Genomic DNA, 23,821 nt, shown 5'->3' on the forward strand with positions numbered 1-23,821 from the left:
CGGCTGTTGCGATCGGCGACGGCGCCGGACTGTGGAGGGCATGAACCGAATCGACGTCACTTTTGACAGCGCCGGCATCCCGCTGGCCGGTCACCTCTACCTCCCCGACGGAGACACGGATGGGCCTCGCCCCGCGATCGTCGTCGGTCACCCGGCCAGCGGCGTCAAAGAGCAGGCCGCCGGCCTGTACGCGTCCCGGCTGGCCGAGCAAGGGTTCATCACCCTCGCCTTCGACGCTGCCCACCAGGGCGAGAGCGGCGGCCTGCCGCGCGGCCTCGAGGATCCGGCTCAGCGCGTCGAGGACCTCAAGGCAGCGGTCTCGTTCCTGAGCGCGCGGCTCGAGGTCGACCCGACGCGCATCGGCGCGCTGGGCATCTGCGCCTCCGGCGGCTACGTCATTCCGGCCGCGGCAACCGATCACCGCATCCGGGCCGTCGCGACCATCAGCGCCGCCGACATCGGCCGCCAGTTCCGCGAAGGCGCCGACGGCAGGCAGGCCCCCGCCGTCATCCAGGCGATGCTCGACGCGGCCGCAGCCGCCCGCACCGCTGAGGCCCGCGGCGAAGGCGTCGGCACGTTCCCGATCTTCCCCGACACCGCCGAGGAAGCGCGTGCTCTGGGTGGGCAGCACGGCTTCGAGGGCTTCGAGTACTACTGCACCGACCGCGGTCAGCACCCGCGGTCGGCAAAGAAGTTCACCTGGTCGAGTATTGACCGGATCGCCGCCTTCGACCCGTTCAGGTTCATCGCCATGATCGCCCCGAGGCCGCTGTTCATGATTGTCGGTACCGAGGCGATCACCCGGCACATGAGCAACGAGGCATTCAACGGTGCCCGCGAGCCGAAGGAGCTGCTGTGGGTCGACGGTGCCAGCCACGTCGATCTCTACGACAAGCCGGAGTACGTCGACCCGGCCGTCGAGCGGCTCGCCGGCTTCTTCACCGCCGAACTGACGCCTGACGTCGTCGCGCTCGAGGTGTGATCTCGCTCCGGTCAGCGCTCCACTCACAACGGAAGAGCGGGCTGCGCGATCATCCCGGTAGTGAGGATGGACAACCACTGCACAGTATTGCTCTTGATCTGCATGGTTTCACCTGTTGCGCAGTTGCAGCTCGCGATGGAACTAAGGTGGGACACCGGCAACGACGCCGAGGCGGCCAAACGAAGAATTCTTGCAGAACAGGCAAAAGCAATGCCGAGAACCTTGGCCGAGAAGGTCTGGGCCGACCACGTGGTGCGCGCGGCAGACGGTGAACCCGATCTGCTTTATATCGACCTGCATTTGCTCAACGAGGTGTCGACACCGCAGGCGTTCGACGGTCTGCGGCTGGCGGGGCGGCGGGTACGGCGTCCCGATCTGACCCTGGCCACCGAGGATCACAACACCCCGACTGGGTACGCCGACGGGTCGTTCCATGCGAGGCGGGGCGAACTTCTGACAATCGTCGACCCCATTTCTCGTACGCAGGTCGAAGCGCAACGGAAGAACTGCGCGGAATTCGGTGTCCCAATTCATTCCCTCGGCGATGCCGGGCAGGGCATCGTGCACGTCATCGGCCCGCAGTCCGGTCTCACCCAGCCGGGCATGACCATCGTCTGCGGTGACTCGCACACCTCGACCCACGGTGCGTTCGGGGCGCTGGCGTTCGGCATCGGCACCAGCGAGGTCGAACAGGTCCTCGCCACCCAGACCCTGCCGCAGGCCAGGCCGAGGACGATGGCCGTCACGGTCACCGGCGAACTGCGTACCGGCGTCACCGCCAAGGATCTGATCCTCGCCCTCATCGCACAGACCGGCACCGGCAGCGGCACCGGCCACATCGTCGAATATCGCGGCGAGGCAATCCGGAAGCTGTCCATGGAAGGCCGGATGACGGTCTGCAACATGAGCATCGAATGGGGCGCGAAAGCCGGGATGATCGCCCCGGATGAGACCACGTTCGAGTTCCTCCGCAGTCGCGAGCACGCGCCTCGCGGCGAGCATTGGGAGGCCGCGGTGGCGTATTGGAAAACGTTGGTGACCGACGACGATGCCGTGTTCGACGCCGAGGTGTTCCTCGACGCCGGCGCGGTCAGCCCGTTCGTCACATGGGGCACGAATCCAGGTCAAGGCGTGCCGCTGGACGATGTGGTGCCGGATCCTTCCGGCTTCGCCGACGAGACCGACCGCAATGCCGCGGTACGGGCCCTGGACTACATGGCTTTGCGACCCGGCATCCCGTTGCGGGAGATCCCGGTCGATGTGGTGTTCCTCGGTTCGTGCACCAACGGGCGGCTCGAGGATCTGCGTGCGGCCGCGGAGGTGATCCGGGGCCGGCGGATTCGCGACGGCGTGCGGATGCTGGTGGTTCCGGGATCCGATGAGGTGCGTACGGCTGCCGAGGCCGAAGGGCTGGACCGCGTCTTCGTCGAAGCGGGCGCGGAATGGCGGTTCGCCGGCTGTTCGATGTGTCTGGGCATGAATCCGGACACGCTGCGCCCGGGCCAGCGCGCCGCTTCCACGTCCAACCGTAATTTCGAGGGCCGGCAGGGCAGGGGCGGGCGCACGCACCTGGTCTCGCCGCAGGTTGCCGCCGCCACCGCTGTGGCCGGCCGGCTCGCCGCGCCCGCCGATCTCTGAGAACCGGGAATATTCATGGACAAGTTCGTGACTCACCGTGGCACCGTGCTGCCACTGAGGCGGTCCGATGTGGACACCGATCAGATTTTGCCGGCGGAGTATTTGAAGCGGATCACCCGTACCGGTTTCGAGGACGCGTTGTTTCGTGCGTGGCGCGAGGACCCGGCCTTCGCGCTGAACGATCCGGTGTTCGCCGGCGCCTCGATTCTGGTCGCCGGGCACAACTTCGGCACCGGATCGTCACGTCAGCATGCCGTGTGGGCCCTGCGGGACTGGGGTTTCCGGGTGGTCGTCTCGCCCCGGTTCGGCGACATCTTCCGCGGCAACGCCCTCAAGGAGGGTCTGCTGCCGGTTCAGCTCGACCAGAGCGCCGTGGAAACCCTGTGGGACTTGGCCCCGGACACCCTGGTCGACGTCGACCTCGCGGCGCGCGAGGTGCGTGCGGACGGCTTCGCCTGGACGTTCCCCATCGACGACTTCACCCGTTGGCGGCTCATGGACGGGCTCGACGACATCGGCCTGACGTTGCGCCACGAGGACGCCATCGCCGCGTACGAGAACGACCGTGCGGCCTTCAAGCCGAGCACCAAGGGGTTCTGACATGGCGAAGATGGCCGTGGTGGACGGCGACGGCATCGGCCCGGAGGTGACCGCGCAGGCCCGCAAGGTGATCGAAGCCGTCCTGCCCGGCAATGAGTTCACCGGCTACGACCTGGGGGCCCGGCTCTACCACCGCACTGGCGAGGTCCTCCCGCAGTCGGTGCAGGACGAGCTGGCGGCTCACGACGCGATCCTGCTGGGCGCGATCGGCGACCCCAGCGTGCCCCCAGGCGTACTGGAACGCGGTCTTCTGCTCACCTTGCGTTTCGACTTCGACCAGTACGTCAATCTGCGTCCCGCGCGCCTGTGGCCGGGTACGAGGAGCCCGCTGTCCGATGCCGGCCCGGGGGAGATCGACATGATCGTGATCCGGGAGGGCACCGAGGGCCTCTACGCCGGCGCCGGTGGGACCCTGCACCGCGACACCCCCGCCGAGATCGCCACCGAGGAAAGCCTCAACACCCGGTACGGCGTCGAGCGGGTCATCCGCGACGCGTTCGCCCGAGCCCGGCACCGCGACCGCCGCCATCTGACGTTCGTGCACAAAACCAATGTGCTCGCGCACGCGGGCGGTCTCTGGTCGCGCACGTTCGCCGCGGTGGCCGCGGAGTTCCCCGAGGTCACCACCGAATACCAGCATGTCGATGCCGCCGCGATGTTCCTGGTGACCGATCCCGGGCGCTACGACGTGATCGTCACCGACAACCTGTTCGGCGACATCCTCACTGATATAGCCGCGGCTGTCACCGGCGGCATCGGCATGGCCGCGAGCGGCTCGGTCAACCCCGAACGGCGCTACCCGTCGACCTTCGAACCGGTACACGGTTCCGCCCCGGACATCGCCGGCCAGGGCACCGCCGACCCGTCGGCCGCCATTCTCTCCGCCGCCCTCCTGCTCGACCACCTGGGCCATCACGACGAGGCACGCCGGGTGACCGAGGCGGTCGCGGCCGAACTAGCCTCCAGAACCCCGGAGCTCACACTACGAACCACCGCGGTCGGCGACCGCATAGCCGAAGACGCCGCCACGCGCGCCTCGGAGGGCGTGGGCTGAGAGTCGGCTCTCGTGCGCTGTGGACGAAGTCGTCCTCGCACGAGAGCCGGACTCATCAACTCGGCACTGGCCTACCCGAAGTTGTAGCTGCCGCCGGTGCCGGCGACCTTGGTGGGCAGGCCGCGCATCGAACGCTCGATCCGGATCGTCGTGTCGACCACGTCCCAGAGGGCGCTCAGGCCCACCCCCGCGATGGCGACCACGGTGATCCACTGCTTGTCCTCGCCCAGGCCGGCGTCGGCGAGCGGGGCGAACGCCGGGTTGAACAGCTGATCGGTGGCCAGCAGCCAGATCAGCGGGATCGCGGCGGCCAGCACCAGCACCGCGTTCGCCACGGCCGAGGCACGGGTCCAGGTGCGCAGGCGGTAGACCCAGACACCCCAGGCGCCGCGCAGCGCGGTGACCACGATGAGCAACGGCAACCAGAAGGACCACAACTCCGGGTCCAGCACCGGGACGTCGGTGAACGTGAACTGCTGCAGCACCAGGGCGGCGACCACGATGACCGGCCACACCAGGAACGCGGCGAGCTGCATGCGGCTCATCGCCCCGGGCTCGTAGCGCGGTAAGTCCTTCAGCGACCACGTGGTCCGCAGCTCGGCCTTGCCGTAGCCGGTGCGCTCGACGACCGCGAACAGCGCGGTGGTCCAGAAGGCCAGGTGCGCGCCGACGGTGAGGATGGTGCCGATCGCGCCCCCGATGACCTTGCCGAAGTCCGGGTCGTCGAACAGCTGCACGATCACCGTGACGGCCACGACGACGGGCAGCACGATCGTGAACATCATCGTCATGAGGCGGCGCCAGACCGGGAAGAGCTCCGGGCCGATCAGGAACTGCGGACGGTTCGCGTAATTGTCCGCCAGCCGCGACGGGTCACCGAGGTCGGTGAGGGTGTTCTCGATTGCCTGCTCGCGTGCCTCGCCGGCCTCGACTCTGGCCTCCACCGCGTCCTCGATGGAGGCGCGGAGCTCGCGGTCGATGTCGGCGCGTTGCTGCTCGGGCACGCGGCGAAGGGCGGTGTACACGTAGCGGTCGACAAGCGTGGTGGTGGTCATTTCTGTCTCCCGGGGGTGGTGGGGTTGAGGTCGCCGATCGCGGTGTCGAGCCGCGTCCACTCGGTGCGCAGGGCGCCGGCGACGTCGTCGCCCCGCGGGGTCGTGCGGTAGAACTTGCGCGGGCGGGCCTCGTCGGTGTTCCACTCGCTGACGAGCAGGCCCTGCGATTCCAGGCGGCGCAGCAACGGGTACAGCGTGTTCGCCTCGACCTCGAAGCCGGCCGCGCTCAAGGTCTCCAGCAGCGAGTAGCCGTAGCCCGGGGTGCGCAGCACGACGAGGCTCGCGACAACGACCGTGCCGCGCCGCAGCTCTTGCAGGTGGCCGGCTAGCGTCGCATCGATTGTCATGCCCAACACGATACTGTGTCTCACACACTATAGCAATGCGCCACACCAAAGTGCCGTGCACATGCCTGGCTGATCGATGGATCGTCGAGCGGGGCGTTTGGCAGACTAAAAGCCATGCTAATGGAAGAGTAGAGACCCTGCGTTTGGTAGACTAGCCGCATGGTCGAGTACCGGCGCAGGATCATAGATGGCGCGTTGGACGAGCTTCAGCCACATCTGCGTGCGTTATCCATCCACGGTCCGAAGGGGGTCGGGAAGACAGCGACGGCGATGCAACGCGCCGTATCAGTCGTCGATCTGAGCCTTCCTGCCCAACGCGAGATACTCGCCGCCGATCCCGCCGTTTTGACGCGCCTGCCCGGGCCAGTGCTCGTCGACGAATGGCAGCGCCTACCGGAGGTCTGGGATCAGGTACGCCACGCCGTCGATGCCGGCTCCCCGCCTGGGCACTTCATCATTGCGGGCAGCTCAGCGCCTCGCGGAACGGTGATCCACTCAGGCGCTGGACGGATCGTCCCGATGCGGATGCGTCCTTTGAGTCTGGCGGAACGGGGCATCGGGACGCCGTCAGTGAGCTTGGCTGCGCTCCTTACCGGCGTCCGCGACATCGACGGCACCACCCAGCTCCGCCTGGTCGACTATGTCGAGGAGATCACCGCTTCGGGCTTTCCCGCCATCCGCGGATTACCGCCTCGCGTCCGAAGAGCCGAGTTGGATGCGTACATCGAGAACGTGGTGCAGCGTGAATTCCCCGAGCAGGGCTACCCGGTTCGCCGTCCAGCCGTGCTGCGGGCATGGCTCGCTGCCTATGCCGCCGCGACGTCGACAACGGCGGCATACTCGAAGATCCTCGATGCCGCTACCGCCGGGCCGGCCAACAAGCCGGCCAAGGACACCACACTCACGTATCGAGACGCCTTGTCGTCACTGTGGCTGCTCGATGAGATACCACCGTGGATTCCCGGCCGTAACCACCTTGACCGGCTCGGGCAGGCTCCGAAGCATCAGCTCGCCGACCCGGCGCTGGCCGCGCGCCTGCTCGGGCTCGAGAGCATCGCACTGCTACGCGCGGAGCAAGGCAGCGTCAACTTGTCCGAAGGCACGATCCTCGGTGCCTTGTTCGAGCACCTTGCGGCGCTCAGCATTCACACGTACGCCGAAGCAAGTGAGGCGCGGGTCAGTCACCTACGGACCCGCAACAATCACGAGGTGGATCTGATCGTTCAGCATGCCGACGGCAGGGTGCTCGGCGTCGAGGTCAAGCTGGCGGACCGTGTCGAGGACACCGACGTCAAACACCTGCACTGGCTTCGGGACCGCATCGGCGACGACTTGATCGACGCCATCGTCATCTACGCCGGCGAACGCGCCTACCGTCGGCGCGACAATGTCGCGGTCGTCCCGTTGGCATTGCTCGGCCCGTAGGGGCAGCTCGCTCAGTCGGGATCCGGGCGGTTTGCCGCTTCCAGGGCGCCGCGCAGGGCGGCCCGCGAGGTGACGCCCAGCTTGGGGAAGACCCGCGCCAAGTGGGAGCCGATCGTGCGGTGCGAGACCTGCAGACGCTCGCCGATCTGTTTGTTCGTCAGGCCGGCCGCGGCCAGCTCGGCCACCACCTGCTCCTGCGGGGTGAGCTTGCCGGCCTCGCCGCTGCGGGTGCCGGCGGTCGCGTCCAGCTCGGCGCCGGCCCGGTTCGCCCACGGCACCGCGCCCAGGCGCTGGAACGTGGACTGGGCCTCGCGCAGCAGCCGCCGGGCGTCGCGCGGGCGCCGCTGCCGGCGCAGCCAGCGACCGTACGAGAGCTCGATGCGGGCGCGGTGAAAGGTGCCGGCCTCAACAAGGCCGTCGGACAACGCCGCCGTATACAGCGCGTCCGCCGCGTCGTCCGAGGCGACCATCGCGGACACCCCGGCGTGGATGAACGCGTTGCGCGGGGACAGCCGGGGCACCCCAGCATCCGCGGCCGCCGCGACGTGTGCGCGGGCCTCGTCGACGCGCAGGGTGCTCATGCACGCCTCGACGAAGTCGAGCAGCATCCACGGCGCGTACCGGTCATGGGGGTCGAAGGGGGCGGCCACCGGCCGCAGTGTCGCGTACGCCTCCTCGTAGTCACCGCGGCTCAGCGCGCCCAGCCCGGTCGCGTGCCCCATGTGCGCCCGCACCGAGTTGACGCCGCGCGGCACCCCCCACTGGAAGGCCTGCGCGTCCAGCACCCGCAGTTCCTCGTACTCGCCGGTCGCCGCGTGGATGATCGCCTGCACGTAGCGGCCGGGCAGTTCCTGCAGTGGCATGCGGATCTTGCGGCTGAGCCGGACGCCCTCGCCCGCCTCCTGCCGGGCGAGCTGCCAGCGCCCGGCCCGCATGTCCTCGTAGGCCAGCATCATCATGCCGGTCAGCACGGCGGTGCCGGCCTTCTCCGGGTCGGTCCCGGCGACCACCCGGCGCAACGCGTCACAACACCCCGAAAGACGATCGACCCCGTACGCCGACGCGGACACCCGGAACACCGTGTTCGGGCTGGATTCGTCGTTCAGGTTGCGGATCGCGTCGTCGAGCCGGCCCAGCACGGCCGGGCTGGCGGTGCCCGGCCGTGCCAGGGTCGTCGCCGCGCCGACCAGCTCGCGCGGCAGGTCGTCGGTGTGCCGGGCCAGGATGTCGTCGAACTGGTCCCACATGGTGCGGTCGTGGCCTACCACACAGACCAGCAGCAGGTTCTGCACCGCCTCGGCCAGCGCCGGGCCGCGCTCGCCGCGCCGGTCGCCCTCCTCGATCCCGGCGACCAGCAGCCGATGCGCACCGCGCACGTCACCGATGCCGTTGAGCAGCACGTTCGCCCGCGCCAGCACGGCCGCGAGGCTCTCCACCACGGCCGGGTCGGTGAGCCGCGCCTCGGCGAGCAGGCCGGACACCTCGGCCCCGGCGCCCGGGATCTGCGCCTTGACGCGGGCCGCCTCGGCGAGCCGGCGGCTGCGTTCGCCGGGGGCCACGCTGGCGTACGCCGCCCGGACCAGCGCCGCGGCGGCGGTGACCGCGTCGCCGGTCGCCAGCGCCGCCCGGCCGGCCCCTTCGAGCAGCCCGGCGACCTCCTCGTCCGGTCCGACGGTGGCCTGGTCCAGGTGGTGGGTGCGGGCCGCCACGTCGGTGTCCGGCCGGTCGGCCAGCCGGCGGTGTGCCTGCCGGCGTTCCTCGCTGGTGGACGCCTGCAGCACCACGGTGGCGGTCATCGCGTCGGCGAACGACACCGTGCCGGCCGGTTCGTCCACAGTGATCAGTCCGGCCATCCGGGCCAGCCGCAGCGACTCGCCGAACCCGGTCCGGGTCCGGCTCAGGGCGAGCTCCAGCAGCGCCCGGCGGGTCTCGACCGGCAGCCGCCCGACCCGGCGCAGCAGGTCGTCGGCCTCGCGGTGCGGCTGGGCGGGCAACACCAGGGTGCGAAAGCCCGGCGCCGGCCCGAATCCGGCCGCGAGCAGCCCGGCCCGGGTGAGCACGCTCAGCCGCGGCGCCAGGAACTCCAGCACCGCCACGCTGTCCGGGTCGGCGCGGTGCAGCCCGTCGAGCACTAACAGCGCCGGTTGCTCCCGGGTCACCTCGGCAAGCAGGGTGAGCGCGGCCGGGGCGACCACGTCGCCGGACACGATGCCGTTCGCGAGGCCGAGCGCCACACTCAGATCCGCCCGCTGCGCAGCCGGCAGCACCCGTAGGTGCTCGAGGAACGGCAGCAGCAACTGATTCAGGGCGGCGTACGGCAGGGCGGCCTCGAACTCCAGGCCGGCGGTCCGCACCACCCGGAACGCGGATCGTTCGGCCGCGGCCATGGCACGGTCCAGCAGGCGGGTCCGGGCGGGGCCACGGTCCGCGCTCACGATCATGGCGTCGCCGGTCCGGCTCAGGCGGGCGACGAATTTGTCGACGGCTTCGGCGTGCGGGTCGCGGCCGTCGTGGTGGCGCGGCCGGCGGGACCGCCGGGTCAGATCCAGTGGGTGATCCACGAGCGTCATGCCCGATCACCGGCCAGCGCCGGCTCCGGGAATTCCGTGGTGCAGTTCGCCAGCGCGTCGGCCAGCGCCGCCCGCGACGAGACTCCCAGCTTGGGGAACATGCCGTGCAGATAGGTGCCGACCGTACGGCCGGACAGGAACAGCTTGTCGCCGATCTGCTTGTTGGTCAGCCCGGCCGCGGCCAGCGTCGCGATCCGCAGCTCCACCGGGGACAGCGCCGCCGCCGGCACCGGCTCGGTGACGCTCGACCCGGTCGCGCGCAGCAGCTCGGCCGCCCGGTTCGCCCAGGGCAACGCGTCGAGGCGGTGGAACCACCGCAGAGCGTTCGTCAGGTGCAGCCGGGCGCCGCGCATGTCCCGCCGGGAACGCAGATGATCCCCGTACGCCAATTCGATGCGCCCCAGGTCGAAGGGCCACTGCTGCGCCTCGGGCGCGGTGACCGCCCGCTCGAACAGGGCGGTCGCCTCGACGTCGTCCGCGACCATCGCCTCACATCCGGCCAGCACGAACGGGAGCCGCGCCGACAGCGGGGTCGCGGACCAGCCGCGCAGCGCCTCGACGTGCGCGGCCGCCTCGTCGCGACGGCCGGAGCGGACCGCCGACTCGACCAGGTCCAATACCAGCCAGGCCGCGTGCGGCCGGTACGGGCGCAGCTCGCCGGGGCCGCCGGTCGCGGTCGCGTGCCGGTACGCGGCCTCGGCGTCCCCGGCGGACAGCGCGCCCAGGCACCGGATGTGGTCGGCGAACTGCCGGGCGAACCCGTTGTGCCGCCGGCCGGCCCACACGTCGAGCTCGGCCACCGACTCCGCGCTGATCTCGCACTCGCCACGGGCGGCCGCGATCAAACCCCGTACGGCCGGGAAGAGCGGGCTGTTCGGCGAGATGTAGCCCATCTGCTCGGAGACCGCCCCGGCGCGCGCCACCACACGCACCCCCTCGTCCCACATGCCGGAGGCCCACGCGTCCAGCGCGAGAATGCTGCGGGCACGCTGCGCGACGCCGACCGCGCCGTCCGCCTCACCCTCGGTGACGCACCGCGCGATCTGCTCCCGGGTGCCGCTGAGCCGGCTCAGGTAGGTCAGCGCGAGCCCGGACCGCAGCACGATCGCCGGGTTGAACTCGTGCCGGATGTCGTCCAGGAACGCGTCGACGTCGGCGAGCGTGGCGTCGACGAACCCCGGCCCGAACGCGCCCGCGAAGATCCGCACCGAGGCCGGGGCGAGATCGGCGTACCGGACCAGCACGTCCTCGAACTCGGTCCACAGCCCCGGCTGGTCGGCCATGACGGCGAAGGTGACCAGCGACTGCAGCGACTCACGCACGATCGGTGGGGGCGGGTTCACCGCGTCGCGTAGCGCCCCGGCCACCAGCCGGCAGGCCGCCGCCGGGTCCCGCTGCGATTCCCGGTACGCCTGGGCGATGACACCCACCAGCAGCTCCGGAACGTCCGGGCGGGCACCGGTCCGGACGCTGACCATCAGCACGTCCAGGTAGTTCGCCTTCGCCTGCCGGGACCGGCGCAGCTCGGGGCTGGCGGTCAGCTCGGCGGCCCGGGACATCGCGGTGAACGCCGCGCGCGGTCGCCCACTGCCCAGGTAGACCAGGGCGGCCTGCTCCAGAGCGCCGCCGACCGCGTCGTCCGGCCCGGACGCGGCCTCGGCCAGATGTGCCGCGGCGCGTGGCGAGTCGGTGCCGGACAGCACCGAGGCCAGCGCGTGGTGCGCCCGGCGGCGGGCCGGACCGGGGGCCCGCGCCACGATCACCGACCGGATCAGCGGGTGGGCGAACTCGAGCCGCTGACGTTCCTCGTCGATGGTGACCAGCCGCGCCCGTTCGGCCGGTTCGAGCACGGCCAGGGCCCGCCCGTACGGACAGGCGGCGTTGAGCACCCGCAGGTCGCCGCTGTCGTTGAGGGCGGCCACCAGCAGCGCGCGCTGGGTGTCGGCGGGCAGGAAGCCGAGCCGGTCGGCGAGCACGTCACCGGGCGCCGGCACGATGGTCAGCACGGCCGGCAGCGGGGTGTCGCCGCTCTCCTGCTCCCTGGTGAGCGCCCCGGCGAAGCTCAGGGCGGCGTACGGGTTGCCCCGCGACTCGGACCGGATCCGGTTCCGCACGCCGGCCGCCATCCGCGGGAACCGGCGGCTGAGCAGCTCGTCGACCGCCTCGCCGGACAGTGCCGGCAGCTCCTGGCGGGGGAAGCCGTAGAGGTCGGCGGGTCCGCACTGGGTCACGTTGACCGCGCCGAGCACCGCCACCCGGGTGCCGTGCAGCCGTCGTGCGACGAAGGCGATGGTGGACGCGCTGGGCTCGTCCATCCGGTGCATGTCGTCGGCGACCAGCAGGACCGGCCGCTCGTCGGCGATCGCCCGCAGCAGCAGCAACGTGGCGTTGCCGACGAGCATCGGACCAGCCGGCGCCGCCGGGCCGAGGCCCAGAACCCCGGCCAGGGCGGCGCCGAGCTGTTCCGGGAGGACGTCGAGACGGTCCTCAACCGGTGCCAGCAGACGAGCGAGGGCGGTGAAATCGTTCATCTGCTGGTGTGGCGAGCCGGCCGCCACGAGAACCCGTGCTCCGCGGGCCTCGGCGTCGGCTCGGGCGGCAGTCAGCATGGCGGTCTTACCCGCGCCGAGCTCCCCGGAGATGATCAGGGCGCGGCCGGAGGGGAGTGCGGCGTCCAGGAAAGCGGACACCCCCTGCCACTCGGCTTCGCGGCCGACCAGGACGGCGTCCGCGTCGACCACCGCTTCGCTGCTGCGCATGACAACAGCCAACGCCCCGGTGACCGCTCAAGAATCAGTCATTGTTTGCTCACTTGCGAGACGCCGGACACGTTTTCGCTGGTCGCGCGTGGTCCGGCACACATCGTGTATGGCCGGCGCCACAACCGGGCCGAATCGACATGATCGTTTTTGCGGCGCGCTAGCGTCAAATGTCGATGGTTGGTGTTGCCCTTTCGATGGCCCGGCGGGCTTGGTTAAGTAAAAGTACTGATGTTACCGACGTTGCCTTACCAAGAGCATTGGAGCAGGATCGGCCGAAGACGGCCCACTCCACCCAGCATGCGCCCCACCTGGGCATGCGTCCACGAGGAGGCGTCCGGAAACCTTGACCGAGAGTAGTGTGCAGGCGGCACCGGCCACCCCCCGTATTGTCGGCCGCGACGCCGAACTCCGGATGATCCTTCAGACGGTGCGCGCTGCGAAGCGCGGGCGGGGCGGCAGCCTCCTGATCGTCGGCGACCCGGGGATCGGCAAGACCATCCTGCTGGACGCGGCGGGCGACATGGCGATGGCCGACGGCCTTCTCGTGCTACGCGCGGCCGGCGTCGAGTTCGAAGCCGACATCAGCTTCGCCGGGCTCAACCAGATGCTGCTACCGGTGATGCGCGACACCGCGCTGACCACCGGCCCGCAGAGCGAGGCGCTGCGGGTGGCGCTGGGCCTGGCGACCGGGCCGGCCCCCAGCTTCCTGGCCGTGTCCAACGCGATCCTGGCTCTGCTCGGCGAACTCGCCCAGGCCGCACCGGTGCTGCTCGTCGTCGACGACCTGCCCTGGCTCGACCGGCCCAGCGCGATCGTGCTCGGCCTGGTCGCGCGCCGGCTGAGCGGGCTGCAGGCCGGGCTGGTCATCGGGCAGCGCACCGGGGAGACCAGCTTCTTCGAGCACAGCGGCATGCCGCAGCTCATGCTTCACCCGCTGGACGACGCCGCCAGCGACGAACTGCTCAAGCAGCGCTTCCCGGATCTGTCGCCGCGCGCCCGCCGGCGCATCGTGGACGAGGCCCAGGGAAATCCGCTCGCGCTCACCGAACTTCCCGCCGTACGCTCCGGCGCCTCGACCTCGTCGTTGCCGATGAGCCGCAAGCTGCAGGAGGTCTTCGCCTCCCGGATCACCGACCTGCCCGCGGCCACCCGCAGCCTGCTGCTGATGGCGGCGCTCTCCGGCCCGGCCGACCTGCGCGTCATCGTGGGCTCGACCGCCGACCTGGAAAACCTCGACCCCGCCCTGCGCGACGGCATCGTCTCGCTCGACCCGCAGTCCGGCCGGCTCAGCTTCCGGCACCCGCTCAGCCGCCTCGCCGTCGTCGAGTTGTCCACCCCCGGCGAACGCAACCGCGCCCACCGGTCCCTGGCCGACCGCTCACCGGACCCGGTGCGCCGCGCCTTTCACCTGGCCGAATCCACTGTCGAACCGGACGACGCCATCGCCGGCGTGGTGGAACGCGCCGCGCACATCGTGCTCGCCCGCGGTGACGCGGTCTCCAGCGTCGAGACGCTGACCCGGGCCGCCGAGCTCAGCGTCGACCAGGCCGCCCGGGTCCGCCGGCTGGCCGAGGCCGCGACCATCGGCGCCGAACTGATCGGCGAGCTCGGCAACGCCGAGGAACTGCTGGAGAGCGCCAGCCGCTCCGCCGACGACCCGTCCGGGTCGCTGCAGCTGTCCACCGCGGCCGCCAGCCTGCTGTTCAACCGGGAGTCCGTGGTGGACACCCCGCACCGGCTGCTCACGCTCGCGCTGCAGGCGCACGCCGACAGCGCCGACCGGGAGACCCTGTCCGACGCGCTCTACCTGTTGATCGTGGTCTGCTACTTCGGCGGGCGGGCCGAGCTGTGGCCGCCGTACTACGCCGCGGTCAAATACCTGGGCGACGACGTGCCGACCTCGCTGGTGCTGCTCAGCGCGATGCACGGCGACCCGGCCCGGCTCGGCGCGACGACCGTCCATCTGCTCGAGGACGAACTGCACCGGCTGCCGCGGATGGAGAACCCCGCCGAGATCATGCGGCTCACCGTCGCGTCCGTCTTCGCCGACCGTATCGGCGAGGGCCGCGAGGCGCTGCTACGGGTCGTCGAGGACGGCCGCCGGGGCGGCGCGACCGCGGCCGCGATCAACGCGATCGTCAACCTCAGCGTGGACGCCTGGAAACACGGCCGGTGGGACGAGGCGGAGCAGCTCGTCGCGGAGGGCAGCGAACTGTCCAGCGGGCACGGCTACCTGCGGTATACGTGGTGTTTCGAGGGCTACGTGCTCAACCTGGTGCGCGCGGCCCGCGGCGACGACAAGGCCGTCTCCGGCGCCGAGGAGCTCGACCAGTGGGGCCGGGCCCGTGGTGCGCTCGTGGTCAGCGCCATGGCGTACGAAATCTATTGCATGGCGGCGCTGACCAGGGGCGACTTCGAGTCCGCGTACCAGGCGGCCGTCGAGATCAGCCCGGCCGGTGTGCTGCGCTCGCACATGCCGCACGCCCTCTGGGTGGTCTTCGACCTGGTCGAGTCGGCCATGCGCACCGGCCGTGAGCAGGAGGCCCGCGCGCACGTGGCGGCCGCCCGGGAGGCTCAGCTCGACGGACTGTCCTCGCGGCTGGCGCTCTCGCTGCACGGCGCCGAGGCCCTCGCGGCCGACGACGCCGACAAGGTACGCCTGTTCGAACGTGCCCTGGCCGGGCCGGACGTCGAGCAGTGGCCGTTCCTGCTGGGCCGCGTCCGGTTGTGCTACGGCGAGACGCTGCGCCGTCGCCGGCAGATCACCGAGGCGCGGCGGCAGCTCGCCATGGCCCAGGAGATCTTCGGCCGGCTCGGCGCCGTGCCGTGGTCGCGCCGCGCCGAGAACGAGCTGCGCGCCACCGGCATGGCCGGCTCCGAGCCGCGGGCGACGCTGACCGCGCAGGAGCGCGAGATCGCCCAGCTGGCCGCGACCGGCATGACGAACAAGGAGATCGGGGAACGGCTCGCGCTGTCGCCGCGGACGGTGGCCGCTCACCTGTACCGCGCGTTCCCCAAGCTGGGGATCACGTCGCGGGCGGCGTTGCGCGACGCGTTGTCCGCGCTGCACAGCGGCTGAAAATATTTTTCGATCCGGCCGAACTTTTTCCCGGCCCCGCGCATCTCGTGGGCAGGAACCTGTCCGCGATCCTGCGGCGGGTCAGGGGAATGGGGAGTTTCGAATGAGTTTGCACCAAGAGTCCGTTGCGGCGTTGCCGGCGCTGCTCGCGCCGGCGATCAGCGCGGCGGCCGACGAGATCGAGGCGGGCCGGGATCTTCCCGCGACGCTGGTCGCCGAGCTGCGCGAGGCCGGCGCGTTCCGGATGCTCACGCCGACCGAGTTCGGCGGCTCCGAGGTGTCGCTGACCACGGCGCTGAGCGTGTACGAGCAGCTCGGCCGCCTCGACGCCTCGGTGGCGTGGGTCGTGTGGAACGCCAACTTCGGCTTCATCGGCGCGCTGCTCGACGAGCAGGGCGCCGCCCGGATCTGGGGGCCGGGGCCGGAGCCGGTCTTCGCCAACTCCGGCATGCCGGGCGTCGCGGTGCCGGTCGACGGCGGCTACCGGGTGTCCGGCACCTGGAAACTGGTCAGCGGCGTCAACAACGCCGACTGGACCGTGGTGATCGCCATCGTCATGCAGGACGGCGCGCCCCGCCTCACCGAGGCCGGCACCCCCGACGTACGGCTGTTCCCCGTGCACCGGGACCAGCTCACCGTGCGTGACACCTGGAACGTCACCGGCCTGCGCGGCTCGGGCAGCAACGACGTCGTCGTCGAGGACGCCTTCGTGCCCGCCGACCTCGCGGCCCGCATCGACCAGCCGGCCCGCATCGACCGGCCCACGTACCGGGGCTTCATCCCCGCGCTGGTCATCCCCGGCTGCACCGCCGTCGTCCTCGGCGTCGCGCAGGCGGCGATCGACGAGACCGTGCGGCTGGCCCCGGAGAAGAAGACGTTCACCGGCGGCACGCTCGCCGAGCAGGCGCGCACCCAGGCGGTCATCGGCGGGTCGCAGGCCGCGCTGGAGGCGGCGCGGATGCTGCTGTTCGCCACGGCGGGGACGTTGGAGGAGGCCGGGCGCACGGGGGAGCCGGTCACACTCGAGCAGCGGGCCGCGCTGCGCGCCGCGATGAGCCACGCCGCCGAGGTCAGCCGCCAGGTGCTGGTGGCGATGTACGAGCTGGGCAGCTCGACGTCGGTGTACGTCGGCAACCGGGTGGAGCGGCTGTTCCGGGACGGGATGGTCGCGCTGCAGCACGCCAACCACTCGGCTGCGCTTCTGGAGGCGGCTGGCCGCGTACGGCTGGGGCTTGATCCTGCGGTTCCGCTCTTCTAGGCCGCACGGTGAGCGCCTGATCACCCCGTGGAGGGGGAGGGGTGATCAGGCACCGCCCCGGCTCTGCGCGTGGGCCACGACGTCGCGGATCCGGCGGACGTCCGCGATGTCCCAGAGCACCGGCGTCTTGCCCGGCTCGTTGGCCCAGAGACGCCATCCCTCGATGCGGCGGGTGAAGAAGAAGAAACCGGGCCGTCGCCGGCAGGCCTCCTCGAAAGCGTCGGAGACGGTGGGGAACTCGCCGAACGCGAGGCTCCCGGTCCCGTCCTCGCGCACCGAGATGACCGGCGGCGGCAACGATTTTAGATAGACAATGGTGCATCGCTCGCCGGTGAAGCCGCCTTGGACCACCAATCGGGCGCTGGTGAGCGTGTATCGCGTGCGCCGCGATGTGACGACCCGCACGACGAACCGCCCGGCGAAAATGTACAGGCCGGCGAGCAGTGCCGGCACGCCCCACACCACGAAGAGGACGGGCACACGGGCCGCCCAGAACAAGACGACGCCGAACCATAAGAGACTGACGGGCACGAGGAACAGGTCGGCACGCCGGAACAGCCGATGCCGTAACGGACGGCCCTGCCAGAGGATCCGCTCGCCCGGCTGCAGAAAGGCCCCCATGGCTGCAGCATGAGCCGACCGTGCAACAAGCGCCCTTCTACACTGGAAGCGTGTTCACCGACATTCACCGTCGCCTGGGTAGCTAGGCCCGTGGACGCGGAGAGCCATTCGTGGGTTTTCGACCTCGTCGCGACCGATGACGTGGTGCGCCACCGTGCGCTGAACCGGCACCGGGCGTTGCTCGCCGCCGCTGCCGAGGCGCTGACCTGGTCGAACCGGATCTGGGCCCAGGCCGGGACCCCCGCGCCGACCGAACCCCACCTGGCCGCCGAGATGGACCAGGCCCAGGCCGACTTTCGCTGGCACCGCGAGCAGACGATCCTCGGACCGATCACCGCGGAGGCCGATGAATTTCTGGTTCTGTTTCTGCGCTGGGAAACGGACTATCCCGAGGAGTGGAAGGCGCCCGGCTCGTGGATGTGGTCGCCGTGGACGACGAAAGAGGTGATCCTGCGGCGGCTGGACCGCGGCGGCGTGCCCGAGCAGATCCGGCCACCCATCGGCGACCTGATCGTCTCCGCCGTCCAGCGACCGTACCGCTGCAAGGACTGGATGTACGCGCCGCTGGTCCGCCATGTCCTCGACACCTCTTTCGCCGGCCGGATCGAGGCGCTGCGCGACGCGGACGATCCCCTGGTCCGCCTGCGCGCCCAGTTCCTTCTGCACGTCGCGGAGCATCCGGAGAATCCCGTCCGGCGGGCCAGCTGGCGGCGCTGGCTCTCGTCCGACACGGGCATCATGTGACCATGGTCGATACCGCCGCTCTCCTGGCCGCCTACGACGCGCAGATGCGCCTGCCGGCCGGTGCCGTGCCGCTGGGCATGACCTACGAGTACGACGGTCCGATCCTGCGGGTCGTCGGCGGGCACATGGGGCGCATCCGAGCGCCGCGCGACGTCGGCGTCACCGGTGCCGCGCTGGATCGGCTGATCGCCCGCCAGCGGGACTACTTCCGGGCCCGCGGCCAGGGCGTCGAGTGGAAGCTGCGGTCCCACGACCTGCCCGCCGATCTTCCCGAACGCCTGGTCGCCGCCGGGTTCGTCGCCGAGGAGCCGGCGACGGTGCTGCTCGGCCTCGCCGCGGAGGTGGCCGCCGAACCGGACCTGCCCCGCGACGTCGCGCTGCGGCGGATCACCGAAGCCGAGGACCTGCGCCGCGTCGCCGACCAGCAGAGCGAGGTCTGGGGCTTCGACTGCTCGTGGGTGGCCGACGACCTCATCTCCCGGATCCTGGCCGATCCCGGCCAGATCACCCTCCTGGCCGCCGAGGCCGGTGACCGCTTCGTCTGCACCGCCTGGGTGGTGTATTACCCGGGCACCGAGTTCGTGGCGCTGCTCGGCGGCACCACCCTGCCGGCTTGGCGGGGCCGCGGGTTCTACCGCGCCCTGCTCGCCGCCCGGGCCCGCGAGGCCGCCGCGCGCGGCTTCCGGCTGCTGCACGTCGACGCGTCCCCGGCCAGCGCGCCCATCCTGCGCCGGAGCGGCTTCCACGAGATCACCACGTCCACCCATTACCAATGGATGCCGCCGATCGGGGTATAGCGAGGGGAGGAGGCGATAGTGATGCGATGGTCCGAGGTGGACGAACGACAGCCGAAGCTGGCCGAGGCCGGTCGGCGCCGGCTGGTCGGTCCCGGGGTGGTGCTGGTCGTGACGATCCGGCGGGACGGCACGCCGCGGCTGAGCCCGGTCGAGCCCTTCCTGCTGGACGGCGAACTCTGGCTGTCGATGATGCCGGCGTCCACAAAGGCGCGTGACCTTCTCCGCGACCCGCGGGTGCTCGTGCACAGCGTCATCACGAGTCGCGACGGTGGGGAGGGCGAATTCAAGGTCCGCGGTACGGCGCGCGCCGAGACCAGCGTGGACGTCCAGGAGCGCTATGCCGCCGCGGTGTCGGAGGCGCTCGGCTGGCATCCGATACCGGGCGAGTTCCGGTTGTTCGCCGTCCAGATCAACGACATCACTTTCGTACGCTATGACGACGCCACCGGCGACCAGTTTGTCACTCGTTGGCCCCGCGGGGGAGAGTTCGTGCGGCGGGGTACGTCGGCGACCACGCTGGGACCGCCGGAGCCGCGCCGCGACCTGCTCGTCGGCTGACCGGTCAGCGCGCCAGGGACCGCAACGCCTTGTCGAGCGTGCCGAATACGACGTCAGGTCCGCCTTCCCACGCTGGTACCGGGTCGGGCTGGCCCGGGGTGGGGGTCCACAGCCACCAGAGGTTCTGCCACGGGTCCAGCATGCGGGCGAGGGTGGTCTCGCCGTAGAACGGGGTCGGTTCGGTGACCGTCGTGGAGCCTAGGCCGGCGGCGCGCTGCAGGGTCTCGACCGGGTCGCTGACCCACACCTGCAGCAGGCCGGGGCGTGCGGGCCAGCCGTCGAGGCGGTCGGCGACCATCAGGTCGACGGTGCCGAGGCGTACCTGGGCATGGATCAGTTTGCCGTTGGGCATTTGGGTGCGTGCCTCGGTGGTCTCCGGCACGCCGAAGACCTCGGATAGGAAGCCGACGAAGCCGGCCGCGTCGTCGACGATGACGAAGGGATTGAGCACCGCGCCGCCGTGGGGAACCGATAGTTGGATGGTCATGCCCTCAACCCTTGCCGGAATTCCGGCCATCGGCTGACCGCAATGGCATCATGTTCGCTCATGAAGCGCGCCCATCGCCTGCCGGGCATTCTGTTGATCGCGGTCACGGCGGTGGTGGCGATCTGTGGGCTGCCCCCGGCGACTCGTCATCGGCGGCTCGGCACTGCCGGTCACGATCGTGGGTCGCGCCGTTCTCGAAGAAATGAGGCCAGCCCGTCCCGGTTGTCGCAGCCGAACGGATGACCACCGTAGCTAGACGAGTAAGTCCTAAGCCGAGTCAGTGGCTGTAGGCGAATCAGCGATCTGATCGCCAGCACTTCAACCAGCCCCCTCGCATATCCGACATTTCTCGATATCTATCGGACGGGCTCGGCCGCCGGACGGGCGGGCTCGGCGCGCGGCCGCGCGGCGCTTCCATTGCGTGAGACGGGTGACCGCCTGCTGAGACCCGCGCCCGCATCATGGACCCACCGTCCGCGATGTGGGACCATCGTCCATTGTAGAGAGTATCGTTGTCACGTAATGAGGCTTTTGCCCGGCGGGTTTTTCCGGCCGAATGTGAACCTTGGAGAGTTCGGGTTCGTATGTGGGCGCAACTCTCCAAGGTTCACAAAAGTCCATGATGTGACTGCGGGTGTCCCATATAACGGGACAGCCCGGCCGCGAACGCATCGCCACAGCGCCTCAGCTCTGGCACCACCGCGCCACCGGAGCTACACCGTGACCAGATCACTCACCGCCTACCACCACGGTCAGGACTTACTCGGCGGTGGCCACGCAGCTCGCTGTCGTTACACGCCATCGGGGTTCGGCTGGGCCGGCAGGTCAATGTCCACGGTGACCATCCCGGGCCTGCCTACCGGAACGTGGCCGAGTTCCTCGGCCGCCGGGTTGAGGAAGCCCGTCGGTCCCAAGCCGAGGTGAGTGCCGCCGCGCTCGCCGGTGACATCAGCGGACGCAACCCACATGCCGGTTTCCCGCGCGCGGCGAGCGCGGATCTCATTGTGCCACTTGCCCGGCATACGGATCTGCCGATGACAGCGTAGTCGATCGTGGTTGGAACGGAGTGATGACTGAGGCCTGCCGTCGCGGAGGTAAGGACCGTCTTGACGCTGTCAGTCACAGTCGAGTGATGAATGGAGCGATCCTCAATGTCCTGGCGATTTGTGTAGCAGTCGTGGCGCTCGTCATTTCGTCCTGGTTCGCGCTGAGGCAAGTTCGCTACGTCAGGCAGGCGAATCACCTGCCATTACTCGCACACATGGTTCAGGATTTTAGAAATGCTGACTTCATGCGTGATATCGAGTACGTAGAGGCTGGCCTGGCCGTCGAGCACGATCCCAAGCTTGGCATCGCAAATCTCCCTAGTCCCGCTAAAGAGCGGGTAATCAACGTCGCCTACTACTTTCAGGCGCTGGCTGCGATGGTCATATTCGACGTCGTTGATGATGAGATCGTCGTATACATGATGAGATATCGCGTGCGGAAGGTCTGGAGCGCGATCGAACCCTTCGTCCTGCACGAGCGCGAGTACGGCCATCACAAGGGGCCCATGCTTACATTTCTTGAGGATCTCGCGGTCCGCTGCAGTGAGGTCAGCGACGAGCAGGCCGATCGTCGGCTCGGCCTTCGCTCTTTTGCGAAGCGCGTACAAGCAGGAACAGCGTCCGCCGACTAAAACAAAAGACGCCCGGGTCGATATCGCTGACACCGCAAACGGCGGCCGGGGAACGGCCGGTCAGCCACCGCGGGGTCTACGGCTGTTCGGCCAGACCGCATTCGTAGCCGAGGATCACCGCTTGCACGCGGTCGCGCAGGTCGAGCTTGGCCAGGACCCGGCCGACGTGGGTCTTCACGGTGCTTTCGGACAGGCGCAGAACCGCGGCGATCTCGGCGTTGGACAGTCCGCGAGTGATCAGGGCCAGGACCTCCCGTTCCCGGGAGGTGAGCGCGGCAAGGCGCTCGCCGTTGGCCGGCTGTGCCGCCGGGCTGCCGAGGTAGTGGGCGATCAGGCGGCGGGTCACGCTGGGGGCTGCCACCGCCTCGCCGGCGGCCACGACGCGCACCGCTGAGACGAGGTCGGCGGCGAGCGCGTCCTTGAGCAGGAAGCCACTCGCGCCGGCGCGGAGGCCTGCCAGCACGTACTCGTCCAGGTCGAAGGTGGTCAGGATGATCACCCGGGCGGGGTGCGGGCCGGATCGGATGCGGCGGGTGGTCTCGATGCCGTCGAGGCCGGGCATGCGTACGTCCATCAGCACCACATCGGGGCGGGTGCGCGCGACCACGTCGAGGGCCTGGTTGCCGTTGGCCGCCTCGCCCACCACGTCGATGTCGCCGGTCTCGTCGAGCACCAGGCGGAATCCCGTACGGACCAGAGTTTGATCGTCGACAAGCACGACCCGGACGCTCACCGCTCGACCGCCGGTGACGACAGGGGAAGCGTCGCTCCCAGCCGGAACCCGCCGCGTCCACTCTGCCCGGTCTCCAGGACGCCGCCCAGCATGGCGACCCGCTCCGCGACACCGCGCAACCCGTTGCCGCGGCCGTCCGCACCCTCGGCCGGTCCGGCGCCGTTGTCCGCCACCACCACTCGCAGGCACGCCGTACTGAAATCCAGTCGCACCTCGGCCTCGGCCTGCGGGCCCGCATGTTTGAGCGTATTGGTGAGACCTTCCTGCACGATCCGGTACGCGGACAGGTCGACGGCCGCCGGCACCGTCTCGGGCACCCCGTCGATCAGCAGGTCGATGCGCATCCCCGCGGACCGCAACTGATCGACCAGCGCGGGCACCGCGCCGATGCCCGGCAGCGGGGTCAGCTGGGCGTCGCTCGCCGCATCGCTGCGCCCGGTAGCGAGAAGCCGGCGCATCTCGGCAAGCGACGAGCGGCCCAGCTCGATCACGTGCTGCAGCGCGGTCGCGGCCCGCTCCGGATGCCGGTCGAGCGCGGCCGCGGCGCCTTGCGCCTGCACCACCATGACCGACATCCCGTGCGCCACGACGTCGTGCAACTCCCGGGTGATGCGGGCCCGCTCGGCGGCGACCGCGAGAGCCGCCCGCTGTCGTTCCTCGCGCGACAGGTCGGCGGCACGTTGCTCGAGGGCCGCCAGGTGCGCCCGGCGGCTGCGCACGCCGTCGCCGACCGCGAACGCCGCGACCAGCAGCAGCCACATCTCCAGGACCGACTGACCGGTGTCGACCAGGACGCCCGGCGTTATCGCGTCGATCGGCTGCACCGTCTTGATCGGCTGCCCTTCCGCTTCCTGCCTTTGCTCGGCCAGCTTCTCGGCGACGACCATCTTCTGCTGCCGGGCGTCGACCAGTCGGCTGGCGAGCGACGCCGTGTACGTGAGCACCATGACCAACCCCAGCACGGCGAGGGCGATGCGCCGGTTGCGGGCGACCGTGGCCACCGTGTACACCACGACCGGAAGCGCCAGGTCGAGGAGCTGGAACTTGGTCTGGTTCACCAGATGACCGAAGGTCCCGACCGCGACCAGGATCAGAGCAGCGAACGCACTCTGCTGCCTGATCATCAGGCCGGCCAGCACCAGGCCGGCGAACACCCACCAGGCGACGTCCGTCGGGAGGCCGCTGCGGGCCAGGTAGCTCGCCGTCGTCTCACCGGCTTTCTGCCCGCCCGCATCCCGCACGATGAAGCCGTTCACCAGGCCCGGGCCCACGGTCAGCACGAACAACGCCAGCGCCAGTGCGGTGTCGGTCATCAGGCGCCGCGTCACCGGTCGGGGCATGCCCCCATCGTAGGAACTTCCGGCCGCGACGGCGTCGGACTCAGGTGCTACTTCGCAAGTACCACGCGAGGGCGGAAGCCCCGACCAGGGTCC

20 protein-coding genes are annotated in these 23,821 nt (G+C 70.2%); 11 read left to right on the forward strand and 9 right to left on the reverse strand.

The window, feature by feature from the left end; genetic code table 11:
* Positions 1-40 precede the first annotated feature (40 nt).
* The 4 genes from HH310_RS37440 (at position 41) to HH310_RS37455 (ending at position 4,274) form a co-directional block, all read left to right on the forward strand.
* Entirely contained in the window at positions 41-982 is a 942-nt protein-coding gene (locus HH310_RS37440) for an alpha/beta hydrolase (RefSeq protein WP_169180488.1), read from the forward strand.
* A gap of 210 nt (positions 983-1,192) precedes the next feature.
* Positions 1,193-2,620 carry a 3-isopropylmalate dehydratase large subunit gene (gene leuC / locus HH310_RS37445; RefSeq protein ID WP_169180489.1) on the forward strand — a complete coding sequence of 476 codons (1,428 nt, stop codon included), beginning with the start codon at positions 1,193-1,195 and terminating at the stop codon, positions 2,618-2,620.
* Between the two features lie 15 nt (positions 2,621-2,635).
* Positions 2,636-3,220: a 3-isopropylmalate dehydratase small subunit gene (leuD, locus tag HH310_RS37450; RefSeq protein WP_169180490.1), complete on the forward strand. Its 585-nt coding sequence runs from the start codon at positions 2,636-2,638 to the stop codon at positions 3,218-3,220.
* Between the two features lies 1 nt (position 3,221).
* Positions 3,222-4,274 (forward strand): 3-isopropylmalate dehydrogenase, encoded by a 1,053-nt coding sequence (locus HH310_RS37455; RefSeq protein WP_169180491.1) that lies wholly within the window; start codon positions 3,222-3,224, stop codon positions 4,272-4,274.
* Between the two features lie 71 nt (positions 4,275-4,345).
* Here HH310_RS37455 and HH310_RS37460 read toward each other — a convergent pair whose 3' ends face one another.
* Entirely contained in the window at positions 4,346-5,329 is a 984-nt protein-coding gene (locus tag HH310_RS37460) for a permease prefix domain 1-containing protein (protein WP_169180492.1), read from the reverse strand.
* Positions 5,326-5,676: a PadR family transcriptional regulator gene (locus HH310_RS37465; RefSeq protein WP_169180493.1), complete on the reverse strand. Its 351-nt coding sequence runs from the start codon at positions 5,674-5,676 to the stop codon at positions 5,326-5,328. Before HH310_RS37465 ends, HH310_RS37460 begins: the two co-directional genes overlap by 4 nt.
* A 159-nt stretch (positions 5,677-5,835) precedes the next feature.
* On the opposite strand from HH310_RS37465, the gene HH310_RS37470 reads away from it, so the two are divergent.
* Positions 5,836-7,101 carry an ATP-binding protein gene (locus tag HH310_RS37470; protein ID WP_169180494.1) on the forward strand — a complete coding sequence of 422 codons (1,266 nt, stop codon included), beginning with the start codon at positions 5,836-5,838 and terminating at the stop codon, positions 7,099-7,101.
* An 11-nt stretch (positions 7,102-7,112) separates the two neighbouring features.
* Here the strand turns inward: HH310_RS37470 and HH310_RS37475 are convergent, their stop codons facing one another.
* Both HH310_RS37475 and HH310_RS37480 read right to left on the reverse strand, forming a co-directional pair.
* Positions 7,113-9,671, reverse strand: coding sequence for a LuxR family transcriptional regulator (locus tag HH310_RS37475; protein ID WP_169180495.1), 2,559 nt, complete (start codon positions 9,669-9,671; stop codon positions 7,113-7,115).
* Positions 9,668-12,430 (reverse strand): LuxR family transcriptional regulator, encoded by a 2,763-nt coding sequence (locus tag HH310_RS37480; RefSeq protein WP_169180496.1) that lies wholly within the window; start codon positions 12,428-12,430, stop codon positions 9,668-9,670. Before HH310_RS37480 ends, HH310_RS37475 begins: the two co-directional genes overlap by 4 nt.
* Before the next feature lie 346 nt (positions 12,431-12,776).
* Here HH310_RS37480 and HH310_RS37485 point away from each other — a divergent pair, with 346 nt between their 5' ends.
* Both HH310_RS37485 and HH310_RS37490 read left to right on the forward strand, forming a co-directional pair.
* Positions 12,777-15,512: an AAA family ATPase gene (locus HH310_RS37485; protein WP_169180497.1), complete on the forward strand. Its 2,736-nt coding sequence runs from the start codon at positions 12,777-12,779 to the stop codon at positions 15,510-15,512.
* Between the two features lie 103 nt (positions 15,513-15,615).
* Positions 15,616-16,770, forward strand: a complete 1,155-nt coding sequence (locus tag HH310_RS37490) for an acyl-CoA dehydrogenase family protein (RefSeq protein ID WP_169180498.1) — start codon at positions 15,616-15,618, stop codon at positions 16,768-16,770.
* 45 nt (positions 16,771-16,815) lie between these two features.
* On the opposite strand, the gene HH310_RS37495 is transcribed toward HH310_RS37490, so the two are convergent.
* Complete coding sequence (locus tag HH310_RS37495) at positions 16,816-17,391, reverse strand: hypothetical protein (protein ID WP_169180499.1); 576 nt, start codon at positions 17,389-17,391, stop codon at positions 16,816-16,818.
* A 90-nt stretch (positions 17,392-17,481) separates the two neighbouring features.
* On the opposite strand from HH310_RS37495, the gene HH310_RS37500 reads away from it, so the two are divergent.
* Genes HH310_RS37500 through HH310_RS37510 form a run of 3 tightly spaced genes read left to right on the forward strand, consistent with a single transcriptional unit; the run spans position 17,482 to position 19,490 of the window.
* Positions 17,482-18,135, forward strand: coding sequence for a hypothetical protein (locus HH310_RS37500; protein WP_169180500.1), 654 nt, complete (start codon positions 17,482-17,484; stop codon positions 18,133-18,135).
* 2 nt (positions 18,136-18,137) lie between these two features.
* Complete coding sequence (locus tag HH310_RS37505) at positions 18,138-18,932, forward strand: GNAT family N-acetyltransferase (RefSeq protein ID WP_169180501.1); 795 nt, start codon at positions 18,138-18,140, stop codon at positions 18,930-18,932.
* Positions 18,933-18,953: 21 nt separating this feature from the next.
* Positions 18,954-19,490: a pyridoxamine 5'-phosphate oxidase family protein gene (locus HH310_RS37510; RefSeq protein ID WP_169180553.1), complete on the forward strand. Its 537-nt coding sequence runs from the start codon at positions 18,954-18,956 to the stop codon at positions 19,488-19,490.
* Between the two features lie 4 nt (positions 19,491-19,494).
* Here the strand turns inward: HH310_RS37510 and HH310_RS37515 are convergent, their stop codons facing one another.
* Entirely contained in the window at positions 19,495-19,977 is a 483-nt protein-coding gene (locus HH310_RS37515) for a glyoxalase/bleomycin resistance/extradiol dioxygenase family protein (protein ID WP_169180502.1), read from the reverse strand.
* Between the two features lie 791 nt (positions 19,978-20,768).
* Positions 20,769-20,999 carry a hypothetical protein gene (locus HH310_RS37520; protein ID WP_169180503.1) on the reverse strand — a complete coding sequence of 77 codons (231 nt, stop codon included), beginning with the start codon at positions 20,997-20,999 and terminating at the stop codon, positions 20,769-20,771.
* 110 nt (positions 21,000-21,109) lie between these two features.
* Here HH310_RS37520 and HH310_RS37525 point away from each other — a divergent pair, with 110 nt between their 5' ends.
* Positions 21,110-21,655 (forward strand): hypothetical protein, encoded by a 546-nt coding sequence (locus HH310_RS37525; RefSeq protein WP_169180504.1) that lies wholly within the window; start codon positions 21,110-21,112, stop codon positions 21,653-21,655.
* A 76-nt stretch (positions 21,656-21,731) separates the two neighbouring features.
* On the opposite strand, the gene HH310_RS37530 is transcribed toward HH310_RS37525, so the two are convergent.
* Together HH310_RS37530 and HH310_RS45645 are read right to left on the reverse strand one after the other, a co-directional pair.
* Complete coding sequence (locus tag HH310_RS37530) at positions 21,732-22,388, reverse strand: response regulator transcription factor (protein ID WP_169180505.1); 657 nt, start codon at positions 22,386-22,388, stop codon at positions 21,732-21,734.
* Positions 22,385-23,728, reverse strand: a complete 1,344-nt coding sequence (locus HH310_RS45645) for a histidine kinase (protein WP_169180506.1) — start codon at positions 23,726-23,728, stop codon at positions 22,385-22,387. The genes HH310_RS37530 and HH310_RS45645 overlap by 4 nt, the downstream gene beginning before the upstream one ends.
* Positions 23,729-23,821 lie beyond the last annotated feature (93 nt).

The organism is Actinoplanes sp. TBRC 11911, from assembly GCF_012933445.1.
In the GTDB taxonomy this organism is placed as follows: Bacteria; Actinomycetota; Actinomycetes; order Mycobacteriales; family Micromonosporaceae; genus Actinoplanes.